General features: G+C 60.6%; 13 protein-coding genes. 7 read left to right on the forward strand and 6 right to left on the reverse strand.

Translation table 11 applies throughout. The features are described from left to right. Positions 1 to 11: 11 nt before the first annotated feature. Positions 12 to 761, reverse strand: a complete 750-nt coding sequence (locus LOY38_RS13500) for an XRE family transcriptional regulator (protein ID WP_258700448.1) — start codon at positions 759 to 761, stop codon at positions 12 to 14. A gap of 100 nt (positions 762 to 861) precedes the next feature. On the opposite strand from LOY38_RS13500, the gene LOY38_RS13505 reads away from it, so the two are divergent. From LOY38_RS13505 to LOY38_RS13530, 6 genes are all read left to right on the forward strand, one after another. Next, positions 862 to 1086: a helix-turn-helix transcriptional regulator gene (locus tag LOY38_RS13505; RefSeq protein ID WP_045123078.1), complete on the forward strand. Its 225-nt coding sequence runs from the start codon at positions 862 to 864 to the stop codon at positions 1084 to 1086. 320 nt (positions 1087 to 1406) lie between these two features. Beyond that, entirely contained in the window at positions 1407 to 1925 is a 519-nt protein-coding gene (locus LOY38_RS13510) for a phage regulatory CII family protein (RefSeq protein ID WP_258700449.1), read from the forward strand. After that, positions 1918 to 2142, forward strand: a complete 225-nt coding sequence (locus LOY38_RS13515; RefSeq protein WP_108224846.1) for a TraR/DksA family transcriptional regulator — start codon at positions 1918 to 1920, stop codon at positions 2140 to 2142. Before LOY38_RS13510 ends, LOY38_RS13515 begins: the two co-directional genes overlap by 8 nt. Next, entirely contained in the window at positions 2132 to 4351 is a 2220-nt protein-coding gene (locus LOY38_RS13520) for a VapE domain-containing protein (RefSeq protein ID WP_258700450.1), read from the forward strand. Before LOY38_RS13515 ends, LOY38_RS13520 begins: the two co-directional genes overlap by 11 nt. Then, on the forward strand, positions 4344 to 4703 hold the full coding sequence (locus LOY38_RS13525; protein ID WP_258700451.1) for a hypothetical protein: 360 nt from the start codon (positions 4344 to 4346) through the stop codon (positions 4701 to 4703). Before LOY38_RS13520 ends, LOY38_RS13525 begins: the two co-directional genes overlap by 8 nt. 529 nt (positions 4704 to 5232) lie before the next feature. After that, positions 5233 to 5565 carry a phage holin family protein gene (locus tag LOY38_RS13530; protein WP_192351856.1) on the forward strand — a complete coding sequence of 111 codons (333 nt, stop codon included), beginning with the start codon at positions 5233 to 5235 and terminating at the stop codon, positions 5563 to 5565. A 138-nt stretch (positions 5566 to 5703) separates the two neighbouring features. On the opposite strand, the gene LOY38_RS13535 is transcribed toward LOY38_RS13530, so the two are convergent. The 3 genes from LOY38_RS13535 to LOY38_RS13545 all read right to left on the reverse strand — a co-directional run bounded on the left by LOY38_RS13535 (position 5704) and on the right by LOY38_RS13545 (position 8353). Then, complete coding sequence (locus LOY38_RS13535) at positions 5704 to 5934, reverse strand: KTSC domain-containing protein (RefSeq protein WP_309475877.1); 231 nt, start codon at positions 5932 to 5934, stop codon at positions 5704 to 5706. A 470-nt stretch (positions 5935 to 6404) separates the two neighbouring features. Further along, positions 6405 to 6944, reverse strand: a complete 540-nt coding sequence (locus LOY38_RS13540; protein ID WP_258700452.1) for a hypothetical protein — start codon at positions 6942 to 6944, stop codon at positions 6405 to 6407. Positions 6945 to 6961: 17 nt separating this feature from the next. Then, on the reverse strand, positions 6962 to 8353 hold the full coding sequence (locus LOY38_RS13545; RefSeq protein WP_258700453.1) for a hypothetical protein: 1392 nt from the start codon (positions 8351 to 8353) through the stop codon (positions 6962 to 6964). Between LOY38_RS13545 and LOY38_RS13550 the strand changes: the two genes are divergently transcribed. Next, positions 8343 to 8546, forward strand: coding sequence for a hypothetical protein (locus LOY38_RS13550; RefSeq protein WP_258700454.1), 204 nt, complete (start codon positions 8343 to 8345; stop codon positions 8544 to 8546). The two genes, LOY38_RS13545 and LOY38_RS13550, sit on opposite strands and share 11 nt — an antisense overlap. Positions 8547 to 8875: 329 nt before the next feature. Here the strand turns inward: LOY38_RS13550 and LOY38_RS13555 are convergent, their stop codons facing one another. Both LOY38_RS13555 and LOY38_RS13560 read right to left on the reverse strand, forming a co-directional pair. Then, positions 8876 to 10459: a hypothetical protein gene (locus LOY38_RS13555; RefSeq protein ID WP_258700455.1), complete on the reverse strand. Its 1584-nt coding sequence runs from the start codon at positions 10457 to 10459 to the stop codon at positions 8876 to 8878. Next, positions 10452 to 14321 carry a hypothetical protein gene (locus LOY38_RS13560; RefSeq protein ID WP_258700456.1) on the reverse strand — a complete coding sequence of 1290 codons (3870 nt, stop codon included), beginning with the start codon at positions 14319 to 14321 and terminating at the stop codon, positions 10452 to 10454. The genes LOY38_RS13555 and LOY38_RS13560 overlap by 8 nt, the downstream gene beginning before the upstream one ends.

Below are 14321 nucleotides of genomic sequence, written 5' to 3' on the forward strand. Positions count from 1 at the left end.
ACATAATGTGATTAAAATAGTGCGGCACTGTGTAGAAAGCGTGATGACTTCAGTATTCCGCCTACGAGATGGATTTCCTCCACCTCTTGTTCTGCTATATGAAGAGTTTCTTGGTCGGTATTGACGCTATCCAACCGGTACATTCCGTCGCGGAGATAAATAAACTCTTTGATCATGGCTTTGCCGGAGGATGTTCGAACTATGACCTCGTCACCGCTACTGAAGCGTTTGTTCGGCTCTATAAGCACAAACTCGCCATTCTTGATGCGGGGCATCAGGCTATCGCCCATGACTCTTATGCCATAGGCATCTGGGTCATCGCTATGTATGTTTAGGTAGCCTTCACCTTGACCAGGTGGCGGTTCTACCGTGTCGAAGAAGCCCTCATTCCCCAGCTGTGCGTTTGATAGCACAGGCACCTTTCCATCCTTAGCCCAGCCTACAAGGCTGCTAACAGGTTGGTCTTTGTCTTTCGATCTTCCGTAGTCCCTCACAAGACGGTCTTCAGACCGAATCCGACCTTGAATGGCGTCTGAGTACGACTCGACGTCGGAACGATTTTTTCCTGCTACCAGGTCTGGAAAAGACACTCCCAGTGCTGTCGCTATCTTTTGCAAGTCGTGGAGGTTGGGCTGGCGAGCCCCTTTCTCGTAATTACCTATCCGAGACTGGGATTCCCAGCCGCAAGCGTAAGCAAGGGCTTGTTGGCTCATGCCCTTGGCTTTGCGGTATTGCTTAATACGTGCGCCGAGTGTGTTCATGTGCTTTTTTTACCACGCTATGAAATTATTTATCATCACTTTGCGTGTTGAAATATCTACGATTCGTGATTAAGATGGCTGCGGCTAATTGGAGGGCATCATGAATCTGATCGCTGAACATCGAGAGAAAGCTGGGATCAAGCAAAAGGAACTCGTTGTAGCTCTTGGGTGGACTCAGGCACGTATAAGCAATTACGAAGCAGGACGTCGAATCGCAGGACTTACGGAGTGCAGAGCCATAGTCAGAGCGCTCAATAAGTTAGGAGCGCCGTGCAGTCTTGATGACGTATTTCCTCCGGAAATGGAAGAGTCCCAAGCCGCATAGAAAAAAGGCGACCCAAGGGTCGCCCAGTTTCTCCCGACAGCATCACCACAATGCAGTCGGGTCGCGATGTCGGAAGGCGAGCACACCACATGCCGCCGACTTTCATCGCGTTTCCAAGGCTCGGAAGCCTTGGTGTTGCTGCCGTTCTTACCACAGAGCTGGCAGCTGTTGCGCCAGGGGTGAACAACGGATTGTTCGCTCCGGCACGGTGCCGGTGTTGGTCTTACGAACCTAGCCGGCGTTTGGGCCTCTCCAGACCACGCGGCAAATGTATCACCAACGTCTGTCGCGCGGCACTGGCAACTTTTAGGATTAATGCCATGAGCCGAATTGCTCTCAGTTCTCTGGAACGGGCGCAGCGGGAAATCCTGCCGCTCGATTTAGCGCTTTACCATGCTGCTCGGGATTACCCGGGCGGTGCCGCCGCCATCGCGGCTACCACCGGCCGCAACCCGACCACGCTGCAGCACAAGCTGTCGCCGACCCATCCAAGTCACGCGGTCAACATTCAGGAGTTCGGCGAGATCCTCGAACTGACCAAGGATCGCCGCATTCTCGATGCGGTGCATGCGCTGGTCGGCGACACGATCTGGCAGGAGCTGGCCGACACCTACACCAATGACATGCCCGAAACCCTCACCACGGGTATCGCCGAATACTTCCGGCAGGTTGCGGATCTGGCCGAGACCTGGGCTAAGAGCATCGGCGACGGCGTCGTCACCGATCAGGAACTGGCAGCGATTCGTCTGCAGGTGTTCCGTGGCATTCAAGGGCTGCTGGGTTTGTTCAACCGCGCCACCTACGTCAACCAGACGACGCGAGGTGCTGACTGTGGCTGACATCGCCGATTTCGCCAACGATCTGGTGCAGGAACGCATCGATCAGGCCATGGCCGCGCGCAGCGCTGCCAAGGCAGAAAACGCTGCTCACTCCTTGCTGTTCTGTGAAGCCTGTGACGATCCGATTCCGGAAGCTCGTCGCTTGGCCCAACCGGGTTGCTCGCAGTGCATCAGCTGTCAGTCTCTCTCCGAACGAGGGATTCAGCATGCTCGATGAGGTATTTGGGCAATTCGCCGATTACGGTCTGGAGCCGGCGCAGCCGCTGGTGTTCGGCAAGCTGACCCGCTGCAAGACATCGCAGGACAAGGGCAAGGAAAAGAACGGCTGGTACGTGGTCCACGAGCAGCGCACGGAGAAGGGCGACACGCTGATCTTCGGCGCCTTCGGTGACTGGCGTTCGGGTGAGACGCAGAAGATCAAGGTCAAGGCCGGGCGGATGTCGCCGGAAGAGCGTGAAGTGATGCGCGCTCGCCAGGAAGAAGCCAAGCGCCGCGCCGCGGAAATAGCGAATAACGCTGCGCGGCGGGCCGCGAAAAGGGCGCAGGGTTTGTTCGAGCGCATGCCGACTACCGGGCGCAGCGACTACCTGGACCGCAAACAGATTGTCGGTATCAAGGTGCGTTATGCGCCGCGCACCGGTGCGGTGCTGGTGCCGATGAAGAACGCTCGCGACCAGATCATGGGTCTGCAGGTGATCTTCCCGAGCAAGCAGGAAGACACCGGCCGCGACAAATCCTACTGGCCATACGGGATGGCGAAGGAGGGCACGTTCCACCTGCTCGGTCCGCACCCGGAGCCGGGCGAGCCGGTGCTGGTTTGTGAGGGCTACGCCACCGGCGCCAGCCTGCACATGGCGACGTCGCTTGCCGTGGCCGTGGCCTTCGATGCGGGCAATCTGTTGGCCGTGTGCAAGGCCATGCGCGAACGCTTTGCAGGCTGCCCGCTGATCATCTGCCGCGATGATGACTGGAAGACCACCAAGCCCAACGGCGATGCGTGGAACCCGGGCGAGGAGAAGGCCAGCAATGCTGCCCTGATCGTCGGTGCTCAAGTCGTTGCGCCGATCTTCTCGATCGAGCGCCATGATAAGTGGACCGACTTCAACGACCTGCACGTCGCCGAAGGTCTTGAAACTGTTCGCCGACAGGTGCTGGCCGTGGTCCGTCCCCCGGCGGCCGGTGGCTGGAAAGATCAGCTCGCTCGCAGTGAAAGCGGCGCCCTCATCGCGCACATGCAGAACGTCGAACTGATCCTGGCTCACGATGAGCGCTGGGCCGGGGTGATCAGCTACAGCGCGTTCAGCTCGAAGATCGTCAAGCTGCGTGCCGCGCCGTATGGCGGTGGTACCGGCGAGTGGGCCGACATCGATGACGTGCGCGTGATGAAGTGGCTCGCGCAGCAGTACAACCTGCGTGTGAAGTCCTCGCATGTGATCGAGGCCGTCAGTGTCGTGGCACACGACCACGCGTTTCACCCGGTGCGCGAGTACCTGAAAAAGCTGGAATGGGATCGCGTGCCGCGTCTCGAAGCCTGGCTCACCGACGTAATGGGTGTACCGGCCTGTGACTACACCGCCAAGGTCGGCAAGCGCTGGATGATCTCCGCCGTGGCGCGGGTGATGAAACCCGGCTGCAAGGCCGACTCGGTGATGATCCTCGAAGGTGCGCAGGGCGCCGGTAAGTCGACCGCCATGAGCGTACTCGGCGGTGAGTGGTTCATGGACACGCCGTTTGCCCTCGGCGACAAGGACGGCTTTCAGGCGATCCGTGGCAAGTGGATCGTCGAGCTCGGCGAGCTGGACAGCTTCAACAAGGCCGAAAGCACCAAGGCCAAGCAGTTCTTCTCCGCGTCCACCGACACCTACCGCGAGAGCTATGGCCGCAGAACCATGGACGTGCCACGCCAGTGTGTGTTCGTCGGCACCACCAACCAGGACGAATACCTCAAGGACGCCACCGGCAACCGCCGGTATTGGCCGGTTGCCTGTACCAAGGTCGACGTGGCGTTGCTACGCGAGATCCGCGACCAGCTCTGGGCCGAAGCGGTGTTCTGTTACGAGGCCGGTGATCTCTGGTGGGTGACGCCGGACGAAGCGCCGATGTTCGCCGAAGCCCAGGATCAGCGTTTTGTCGTGGATGAATGGGAAGGTCCAATCCTGACCTGGCTGGAGGAATCGCAGATCGGCGAGACCGCCACCGGCAGTGAAGTGATGAGCCAGGCACTCAAGCTCGATCCCGGGCATTGGGGCAAACCGGAGCAGATGCGTGTCGGCGCGATCATGCACCGGCTGGGCTGGCGACGGTTCCGGTTGGGCGCCTTGAGCAAGAGCGGCCAGCGGCCTTGGGCGTACAAGAAACCGGAGCATTGGGGCAGGGCGCCTGCGTTGCAACGGGACGAGTTCGAGGAGCCGTGCTTCGATGATTAAGGCAATCGATATGGCCCTCAAACAATGGGCGCAGGAGCTGCACAGCGACGAGGTGGCGGCCGGTTACTCGGGCGGCAACATGGTCGCGATGATGATGGAGAGCGGTGGTCAGCTCGTGCGCGGCAGGCGCGGGAGCAGGGTGCCGCTGGAAGCCTCTTTGGACATCGAGCGCATCGTCAAGAAACGCCTCGCTCCCGAGTTGATGGCGGTGGTGCGAGTGCATTACTGCCAACCCGATGCGCCCTTGGCGGCGCGTCTGGCGCAGAGCGGCTGCACGCGCAACATCTACTACCAGCGCCTGCATGACGCCCACATCGTGGTCGAGCACTTCCTCCTGGGGGAAGCGGCTTGATCGTGGGCATCCCTCTGGCTCACGCCGTCCCACCGGCCTGCCTCCGTCCCACTGCCTTTTGCGGTGGTGGGACGGGCGCAGGCCGCGTCGTTGTTGGGCTGTCCCACCGTCCCACCTTTTTCATGCCTCCCGCCCGTGTGTGCGTAGCGGGTACAGGTACGCGCGTTTACGCGCACGCGTGCTTTTTAAATTTCTCTCTTTACACGAGAAAAGAGAGAAAAAAGTAGGACGGTAGGGCAAAGCCCCAATCTGCGGGGCTTTCAGACGTCCCACCTAGTTGCAGAGAGGTGGGACGCATGGGACGCCACCAAAGCAAAAGACAGCCGGGATAGATATTCACCGACATTCGCCAGCCGTTCACCGGGCGTAACCCACACATTCACCGGATGGCATTAATACGGTCTTGCTGCCACCAGAATCGACCTGTAAAAAGGGGCCATCTTCGATGGGTGCGACCGCAAAGCGCGGTAGGCAATCCACCACCTGACCCCGCCATTGCGCCGGGTCTTTTTGTTTAAGGGGCAGGGGAATGACGAACGAGCAACAGGCACTCGCAGAGACGCCGATCTGGTTGGTGATTGCCCTGTCATTGGTTGGCGGCGTGTCCGGCGAGATGTGGCGCGCCGACAAGGATGGAGCGCGAGGCTGGGCGTTATTGCGCCGCCTCGCACTTCGCTCCGGTGCCTGCATCGTCTGCGGCGTGTCAGCGATGATGTTGCTGTTCGGCGCGGGCCTGTCGATCTGGACGGCGGGTGCCCTGGGTTGCCTGACCGCGATGGCCGGCGCGGATGTCGCCATCGGCCTGTACGAGCGCTGGGTGGCTAAGCGGCTGGACCTGAGCGAGGCCGAGCCGAAGGCATGAGCCGGGGAGGCCGGGCGGGGCGCCGATTTTTACGGGTCCTCCCTGAAGGCCGCCCCCTACACAGGTTATCGAACTCGCGGATTCTCTCTAGCTGAAAGTTTTGCAGGGATGTCCGTCTTTCCAAATGGAAGACGTCACTCAGCACTGATAGCGATCACGTATGTGTTGGTTGTAGTAGGAGCCTTTCGACACAGCGGCTATCAACCCATTGTGTATGGCCACTGGGACATTGCAGAAATCGTAAGAGTGACCTTGTTCAAAGCGGATCCTCATTCGTCTCGTTGCTGGATCGTAGCCAACGGCGGCCATCGCACTGGAACGCACGGCAATCATTTCCATAACATCTCTCCCCCTTTGACAGATCGTCATCAGATACTAGTCGAGCGAAGCGGATCTGCAGCCCAGGTCATCGAAAAGGCGCCGGGGACCCTGAAGACTTTGAAAGGACACGGGGTCGGAAACCCGCGGGATCGTGTTAGTGGCTGGTCCGCCAGGTTACTGAAATTTCAACCTTTGAAATCTTGAAAAAGCTCTTTGAAAAAGTCGCTGAATACGAAGGGCTGGTTTCGCCTGACTCTGTTGAAAAAGTAGCTCCTCTGTCTGGCCTGCGGCAAAATTCGGCATTGGTCACCAGGGAAGCGCACAGCATCTTCGCTAGCGTTTTGGTGGAGTGTCGCAAAGCTGTAGAAGCCAGTGATCGAGGCGGCGCGAATCTTTATCTGGGTACATTCCTAATTGATGAGCGGTGAACACCAACTGGTTAAACGACGTGTGATGGTTCCACTAGGCGTGGATCAAGGCCTGGCAGGCTGACACAGCTCGTGCCGGCCTGCCGGTCTTCAAGCCACGCTCAGCGGCTGACCCCAGCGGTTATGACCCGTAAGTTGCGGGTCTTCGCCCGGGCAGCGCTCGGAGCTCATGCGGGCTTTCTTCTCCACATCGCAACCGCACAAAGCGCAACTGGCCCGGGTCTTCATCAGCTTGTGCAGAGCATTGGCGGCGCTGCCTGAGGACCTCAGGTTGGGGCAGGCAAGGCAAGCCCCCAAGCGCTGCTCGAGCACCTCGTCGTCCACTACTGAAAACCCCACCGTACCCCAGCGCGCTAATGCACCTGAGGCCTCCTTCATCAATTCCAGTGTGCCTTTGCCGGACCCCGCTTCCTGCGGCGGCGAGCCTACCGGGTTGGCAAGCAAAGTCGCAAGGAACACCGGTGTCCGACGGCAGATCAGCAGGTTGCGGGCATACTCCTCGGACTGCAGTGCCGCGATCAGTACCTTGGGCGCAACCGGGGCCTGCAACTCGAGAATGTCGGCCAACTGCCGACAGCCGTCCTCGATGGAGCGCAGGCGGATGCCGGCAATGGCTTGTAGTTCGCTCATGCTGACAGCCTCCCAGGCTACTTATGCGACATGAAGCTGAAGCTGGCGCTGTTCTGCTCCCCGAGCACCGAGCCGCCCGCCGACCAGACATCGGTCAGGTAGACATTGAACTCTATGTTCAGCGGCGACTGCACATGCAGGACTACGACAGAGGCGGCCTGGGGGCTGATCTCCGCCGATAGCACCTTGGGCAGCCTGACGCCGGGGGCCTGGCTGTTGGGCGGTGTGAACTTGAAGTTGTACAGATCCTTGACACTCAAGGGGGCGATGTCCTTGTTGAAGTTCAATTCCAGGCGCAACTGGTGCGGGTCGGAACTGTCCGGATCAGCACTCAGTAGGGCCAGGTCGTTACAGGCGCAGGGCAGCACACTGCCGCCGAAGATGCCGGTGTTGATCGAGCCGATGCGACACTTGATCGAAGGATCATTGGCCAGGTTGTCCGGATTGCCGACGGCATTGGCCGGCGAGATGTAACCGAAGACGGCCTTGATCTGGTCCAGCGAGTTGTTGAATAGGTCGTCGGAATCGAGGAAGAAGACTTCGCGGAAGATCGATGAAACCGCGTAGAAGTCAGCCGCCGCCGCATAGGTGAAACCGTCCTGGTCTTTCGGCGTGCTGCCCAGGAGCCGGGCAATGCCCTGGGCGATGATAAATTTGTAGCCATCAGAATACAGGCCGTTGAGCCGGGTGATTTCTCCGCTGATGACCAAGTGCTGCTGCCCGTACATCTCGAACCCGTAGGTATTGAAGTTGGGGTTGGCCGTGTCGACCAGAATATTGATCGAGGGATAGAAGGCCTTGAACACTTTGAGCAGGTAGTTGACGGCGTCGATGCCTGAATCGCTGGTCAGGTCGAGGAAGCTCGCCTTCTTGTTGTTGACTATGTCGCTGGCCTGGGCGTCGGTGAGGAACTGCGCCGCACCGGCCGGAATATACATACCGCCTTCGGGATTGAAGGCGCTGAAGCCCTGGGGCAGGGCGACATTGGACAGGATCTCGCCGCTCTTCAGCGCCGAGGCGCGGGTCACGGCCAGATGCGGATTGGCGGCGGCGAACGCCTTGCTGCCGAATGCCGGGCTGGTTTCCGGGGCGTCCATCAAGCCCATCTTGATCAGCTCGTGCTGATTGATCTGCAGGCAATAGTCGCCGGAGACCACGCCAGCTGAATTGATCAGATGGCCGTTGAGCGAACCGTTGAAGTGCATATCGGTGGCAATGTGATGTAGACCCTTGTCCCAGGTGCCGGACAGGCTGCTGAGGATGTCCAGCGGCGTGCCCTCGGCGCTCATTAGCTGATCCTTGTGGGGCACCAGGCGATCTGCGCGTTTAAGCTTGCCACTGGCGAGAAAAAACAGGTGATCGACGGAGGCGATTAGCTGCTTGTTCCCCGCAAATTCGATGAACATCATAGTGTTCTTCCACCCGGCGTCGCTGCCACTGGAGAACTTCACCGACCCGGTTTTCCACGACAGCTGGTGTGCGTTCCAGTCACCGACCGTGACGGCGTCGCCAATGGCGAACTGCTCGATGGCCTTGACCCCTTCCGGAATGGCGATCGGCGTGCCATTGGCCAAGCACGAACAGCAACAAAAACAGGTCTGAACACGGTAGTTCCCGGGGCAATAGTAGTATTCCCCGTCGGGATCGTAGGTCGGTTCTATGATGTCGTTGGGATTGTTTGGGTTGACACATTGTGCGGTCGACACCGGGTATAGCGGGTGCCCTTGGCCGTCGGTGTTGCAGGTACTATGGAAGGTGTCTGTTTCGGTGAAGCTGTCACAATGCTGCGTGGAACAGACTTTGTTCTTTGGGTTCACGTGTTGCACGGACTCCGCGCATCCGGGAAAAATCGATCCCATTTCTATCTCCTTTAGTTCCGGTGGACGATCCGTTGAAAGACAACTTTCGGTTGTGTGCCGTATAGCAACTCATCAATTTGCGCTTACGCAACTGGGTAAGGGCTTGCCAAATATGCCCGAGGTGATTGCGTTGAACCTACAATGGATACCTGGATTGGCAGCTAGGTTTCCCGGGGCGGGCGCTTGGTTCGGGAGCGATATGCCTTCCAGGAATAGGGTTTTGAGTTGGGTTTCGATTCCGCTAGGCAGGTCGCTGTTGTCGGAAGCAGAAAGGAACACATACGAGAGCAGGGTGCCGGTGGTGTAGTAGTCGGCCACCCCTACATAGCTCAGGCCGTTGGCATCCACCGGGGGCTGGCCGCTGAAGCGAGCCACGCATTGCCCGACGATAAAGCAGAAGGCTTCGTAGTAGAGGCTGGCAATGCGCACCAGGGCGCCATGTACCACCACCTTCTTCCGGTTATCGATGTAGACGAAGCTGCGCGCATTCGGCGTCAGGTTGGCCCAGTCTAGGTAAAAGTCGATATCCGGATAGGCCTCCTTGAAGGTACGGAAGATTTCCTCCATCAGTTGCGGCACCACCCGGTCATCGACGGATCGGGCCGGTAACCGTGCCAGGTCGCTGGCCTGGGCATCGGTCACGAACTGTGCGTAGTTGCTTGCGAGGTTGGGAATGCTCGCGCTGACAGCAATGCTCAGGGTGCTGGTTGCCACCAGCAGTGGTGTGCCTTCGCCCTGGCCGCTTTCGTACGCCTGGAACTGGTACTGCGCCGACATCGCGATGGCCGGCAGCTCAATCGCCAGTTGGCTTTTGGCCAAGGCCGCGGCATCCAGGTCCCAGCTGGCGCCGCTCTGCAGGCAGGTTAGGGTGGCGGTGGACACTGAGTCGGAGACCCGCCAGTTGAGCTGCACACTGTCTCCGGGAGCGCCCGCGCTTTCAGTGGCCCAGAACGCAGCGATTGCCGGATTGACGGTGATGGGATAAACGCTGGACTGGAAGGTGAACGAGGTGTCCGCATCTTCAGCGGCCTTGACGTGCAGGTAATAGACACCGGACGTCTCGACGGCGTCCAAGGTGTAGATATAGGTGCGCGCCGGGATGTTAACTATCGTGGTCCGGCCACCGACGCTGTAGCTGATGCTGTAGTTTGCCAGATGTAGGTTCTGGCCGGTCCACACCAGGGTCACGCTGTCGCCTTGGTTGATGATCGGCGTGGCGCTGTAGAAAGCGCTGAGGCGGAAGTTCTGCGGGAACTTGGGCACCGCCAGGGAGCCGCGATTGGCTCGCGGCTCGCCGCCCACCTCGATATGTTCGGTGATGGCGATCAGCGCCGTGCCGACCATGGGACTGACCGTGAGATCAAAGACGAAAATCAACCCGTCACGCCCGATGGTGTAGGGCGCGTCCGGCGACATCGAGAACTTGCCGCCGCTTGGGCTTGGATGCGACCAGCCATCGGGCAGGCTCGGTGTAGTGGGGGCCAAGCCGTTGGCGATGTCCCGCGCTCCGGTGCCTTGGGTCAGCACGAAGTCGATGCCCTTCAAGGTCAAGGGCGCCCCGGCATTTGACACGATGATGGTCAGGCGCGCGGTATTGCCCGCTTGCAGCACACCCGGTTCAGTCAGGAACGAATAGGACAGTAGAAGTTCACTCATCGGCGGCATTCCTATCGAGATGGGTCAGAAACCTCAGCCAGCCGTCCTGAACGACCATGGACGGCGCTGACAATTGGGCGTTGGGCGAGCTGAAGTCCACTGCACTGGAGGAGAACTGTGTGGTGCTGGAATGGCTGATCCACGACCATTCGCCGTTCTGCTCCGCCAGGCGTGGGATCTGGATCGACGCCGCCGAGGTCAGCAGGGAGCCCACGCTGAAGGTGATCTCCATATTGCTCAGGGTGCTTTCGAAAAGGCGGTTGGGCAGCGAGATGTCCTTGACCGGCAGGATTCCGGTGCTGCCGTGCAGCGTGCCCCTAGGGTCCATCAGCAGCGTGACGAAGGCCGGACTGCCATCGGCCGTCAGCGACAGATAGTTGCCGGCCTTGCCGCCGATCGGCTTGACGTAACTCGAGCCGGCGTCCAGGCCGTCGGGGTAGTGTACTGAGTTGAAGGCCTGGAAGGCTTCGTCGGCGTAGTAGCCGATCAGCCCGTCTTCGCGCACGGCCAGGCTGCCTAGGCGCAAGGCGAAGGCGGTCTGGCCCACGGCGTTGTCATTGGTGGCGAAGGTGTCGGCCCAACTCTGGTTGGTGTAACGATCGCCCGCCAGCTCCAGCGCCAGTTTCAGGCGTAGCACCGCCAGAGGCCGGCCGATCAGCACGGCTAGGTCCGGGTCGGTGCGCGGGCCGAGCGGGTCCACCAGCCATAATGATTCGTCGATTACCTTCAGGAAGTTGTCGAAGGTGCCGGCGGCTTGTCGCTGTGCCGCCATCAGGCCACTGACCACGCCGCGCAGATGCAGATTGGGAATCTGCTCCGGGTTGGTAATGGGGTTCGGGCTGTCGGGCGCCGGGAACCAGGCGACCATCTGCCGGTTGAGGTCCTCGCGCACCTCGCCTAGCAGTTGGCCCTGTTGGTCATAGATGACCAATGCCGCGTCCAGATGGTTGGGCAGGACCCAGCCGCACACTGGGTTGGCATCGGCCACCAGGCCCACTTCATTGGCGTCCTTGTCGGCGTCCACCCAGCGCATCGCCAACTGCCCGGACTGCACCAGGCCGAAGGGCTGTTGCACGAATTGCGCAGGTGTGTAGTCTCCGACAGCGATGTTCGGGTTGGCCGGAGTGACTTGCCTGGAGCGTATGGGGGTGAAGGCAGAGGTCTTGCCGCCCGTAGGGTTGTTGTTGGCTCGCAGCAGGCTGACGGCCTGGCCGAAGCTGTCGATCACCTCGATATCGTCGATCACGAAAAAGCCGCCCATCTGCGGGAAGAACGTCGGCGAAACCGGGCCGTAGTCATAGTCCTGGTCGCCTTTACTCGGGTCGGGCGCGCTCTGGTACTGGTTCTGCACCAGGGCGGCGATCTCGCCAATAGGGGGCCAGGACTGGCCCGCCGAGCGTGTCGCGAACTCGCCATGCAGGCCGCTCAGGCGCTGCGACATCACCCCCCAGGAACGGATCGCCTTGAGTAGGGCATCGAGTTTTTCCAGCTTTGGCTGCGGGGTTCTGGATTTGCCAATGTAGTCGCGCAGGCGGTTCTCGAAGTTGAACACCGAGTGTGACGACAGCACCGTGCGGCCGCTGTAACCGACCATCAGGCGCTCATCCAGGTGTACGCCGGTCCAGTTGTAGTCGTCGCCGTCGAACTGCCATTCATTGCGATTGAAGTGCCACGGCGAGTTGCCATCCTTCTGGCTGTAGGTGGGGAACCACTTGACGCTCCACTCCAGGAACAGTGGATTCCACGGCTGCACCCAGGGCGCCACGGACAGCGCCAAGGGCGCCTGGGACTGGGTATCGGCCCAAGAACCCCGGGCGATGGCGGCGCCGATATCGGCCGGCTGTACATTGCCCATGAACAGGTTGTTGGCGATGTTCGGCCAGTTCGCCGGATCGAGGAAAAAAGCCTCCTTACACAATGCATACACCGCCGGCGGGATGCCCGGGTTCGCCAGGGGCAGGGGGATCAGAGCCGCCGCGTTATCGGCGGTCACCGTCTTGCCGTTGATGCTCAGGCCGCTGACGATCTGCGCCAGGGTGCGGCACACCAGTGCCTGGCTGGAGCTGTCGTTGTCGGGGTTGGCGATACCGGAAACCACTAGCACCGGGTCGTTGGGATGCCAGTAGCGGGGCGCGTTCTTGGGCTTGAGCAACAGCGAGGTCGGCAGCTTGAGCACATTCCGGGCGTATTCCTCGATCGCCTCCGCGTCGCTGTAGAGTGGGACGCTACCGCTGCTGAATGTTACAGCGATGCTTTGCTGCAGCTGTTGGATCTGGCTGACCAGGGCCTGGCACTCGGGGGAGCTAGGGTCCAGCGCGCTGGCGATCTGCGCCATGTTGTCGGGCGGGTTGGCCGGCCCCAGGCCCAGCACGTTGTAGTTCTGGTTCTTCCACCAGCGCGCATACAGCGTCCATTGCAGCGACACCAGCTGGCGCTGGCTGGCATTCAGTGCGGCCTGGGCTTGGTTCAAGGCCGCGAGGCCCGCAGCGTAGTCGGCGATATCCGCCGGTTCGCTGGCATTCAGGGCCGCGCCGTTCACTTCCCGGGCGCGGATCTCCCAGGACTGGCCGCCGGGGGTGGCGCCGTAGCGTGCCTGGCGCGCCTTGTCCGCCACCAGGGTGCGCCCGCCGACTTGGTCCAGGGTGTCCAGCGAGCCGTATTGCAAGGCCTCCAGCAGCGTCAGGTCTAGGTCCTGATCGCCGCTGGTCACGCCGACCAGCGCCGCCAGGGCCTCCACCGAGGTATTACCGATGGCCACCTTGACGCCCTCGCCAATGTTGTCCGGCACCTGGGTCTGATTGCCCGAGGGCATGATCGCGGTCTGCCAGACCAGGGAATGGCGCATGCCATGCACTATGCAGCGGGTAGCCAGCAGCCCGGTGTATTGGCTGAGGTCGGAAACCCCGGCAATGGCCCAGTTCAGGTTGTCCAGTTGCGCGGTGAAGGCGGCCAGCTGTGCGCTTGAATCATGCAGCGGGTCGTAGTCCGGGTTGGCGTACCAGCCGGCTACCAAATAGCTCAAGGCGGTGTTTTCCGGCAGGTTGGCGGCATCGCCGTCGACAAAGCTGAAGACGTTCTGCGCCGCCGGCGCATAGGCGCAGAAGGTCACATCGCCCGGCCCTATGGCGCGCAGGAACATGGCGTCGCCGGCGGCGCTTTCGCTCCAGCTGGCGCTGAGCCGTTGGGACTTGCCGATCTTGGTCACGGCATTGGGACTGCCCAGGTTCTGCGCCTTGGGGTCGAGAAAGGACATCGAGCCCGCGCTGGCGTTCAGGTAGTCGCTCTCGATGATCCAGGAGGTCGGTTCGACTTTGCTCGCGCCGTGTTGGAAGCGGATCACCAGCCAGCGGTTGGGTACCTCCGGAAAGCTGATCTGCGCATCGCTGACTGCCAGGTACTCAAGGTTCGCCGTATCTTGCTTGAGTTCGATGAGGTAGTGCCGTGCGTTGGCCCAGTCGATCAACTGCCAGCCGTCGTTGCCGGTGTCTGCCTGGGGGGCCACCGAGACGCCGCTGATCGCCAGCGCTAGGCCATTGTTGCTGAAAGCGGCGAGCAGGTCGCTGCTCAGCTGGTTCTTGTCCAGGGCACGGGTAATGGCGGCGACCGCCGTGCCGATGCTGAACAATACTGCTCCTGGCCGGCCATGCTTCAAGGCCTGGGGCAGTTGCCAATGCAGATGGATGCCCTGTTTCGGTGAGTCGCCGCCGTCCTGAAATGGCGCCGGCGTCGGGCTGTCCATGTTGTTGACCAGGTAATTGTAATTGTTCCGCCAGCGCCGGAACTTGCTGCCGTTGAGCACCGGCTGATTCACCAGCATGACCTGCAGCGCCATGGGGATCAGCAGTTGGGTCGTCCCTGTCAT

Origin of the sequence: Pseudomonas sp. B21-015 (genome assembly GCF_024749285.1) — a bacterium.
Taxonomy (GTDB): Bacteria; Pseudomonadota; Gammaproteobacteria; order Pseudomonadales; family Pseudomonadaceae; genus Aquipseudomonas.

Bases quoted from the DNA above. Each gene is read 5' to 3' on its own strand.
- LOY38_RS13500 (WP_258700448.1), bottom strand. From the start codon at position 761: ATGAACACACTCGGCGCACGTATTAAGCAATACCGCAAAGCCAAGGGC.
- LOY38_RS13505 (WP_045123078.1), top strand. From the start codon at position 862: ATGAATCTGATCGCTGAACATCGAGAGAAAGCTGGGATCAAGCAAAAG.
- LOY38_RS13510 (WP_258700449.1), top strand. From the start codon at position 1,407: ATGAGCCGAATTGCTCTCAGTTCTCTGGAACGGGCGCAGCGGGAAATC.
- LOY38_RS13520 (WP_258700450.1), top strand. From the start codon at position 2,132: ATGCTCGATGAGGTATTTGGGCAATTCGCCGATTACGGTCTGGAGCCG.
- LOY38_RS13525 (WP_258700451.1), top strand. From the start codon at position 4,344: ATGATTAAGGCAATCGATATGGCCCTCAAACAATGGGCGCAGGAGCTG.
- LOY38_RS13530 (WP_192351856.1), top strand. From the start codon at position 5,233: ATGACGAACGAGCAACAGGCACTCGCAGAGACGCCGATCTGGTTGGTG.
- LOY38_RS13535 (WP_309475877.1), bottom strand. From the start codon at position 5,934: ATGACGATCTGTCAAAGGGGGAGAGATGTTATGGAAATGATTGCCGTG.
- LOY38_RS13540 (WP_258700452.1), bottom strand. From the start codon at position 6,944: ATGAGCGAACTACAAGCCATTGCCGGCATCCGCCTGCGCTCCATCGAG.
- LOY38_RS13550 (WP_258700454.1), top strand. From the start codon at position 8,343: ATGAACATCATAGTGTTCTTCCACCCGGCGTCGCTGCCACTGGAGAAC.
- LOY38_RS13545 (WP_258700453.1), bottom strand. From the start codon at position 8,353: ATGATGTTCATCGAATTTGCGGGGAACAAGCAGCTAATCGCCTCCGTC.
- LOY38_RS13555 (WP_258700455.1), bottom strand. From the start codon at position 10,459: ATGAGTGAACTTCTACTGTCCTATTCGTTCCTGACTGAACCGGGTGTG.
- LOY38_RS13560 (WP_258700456.1), bottom strand. From the start codon at position 14,321: ATGACAGGGACGACCCAACTGCTGATCCCCATGGCGCTGCAGGTCATG.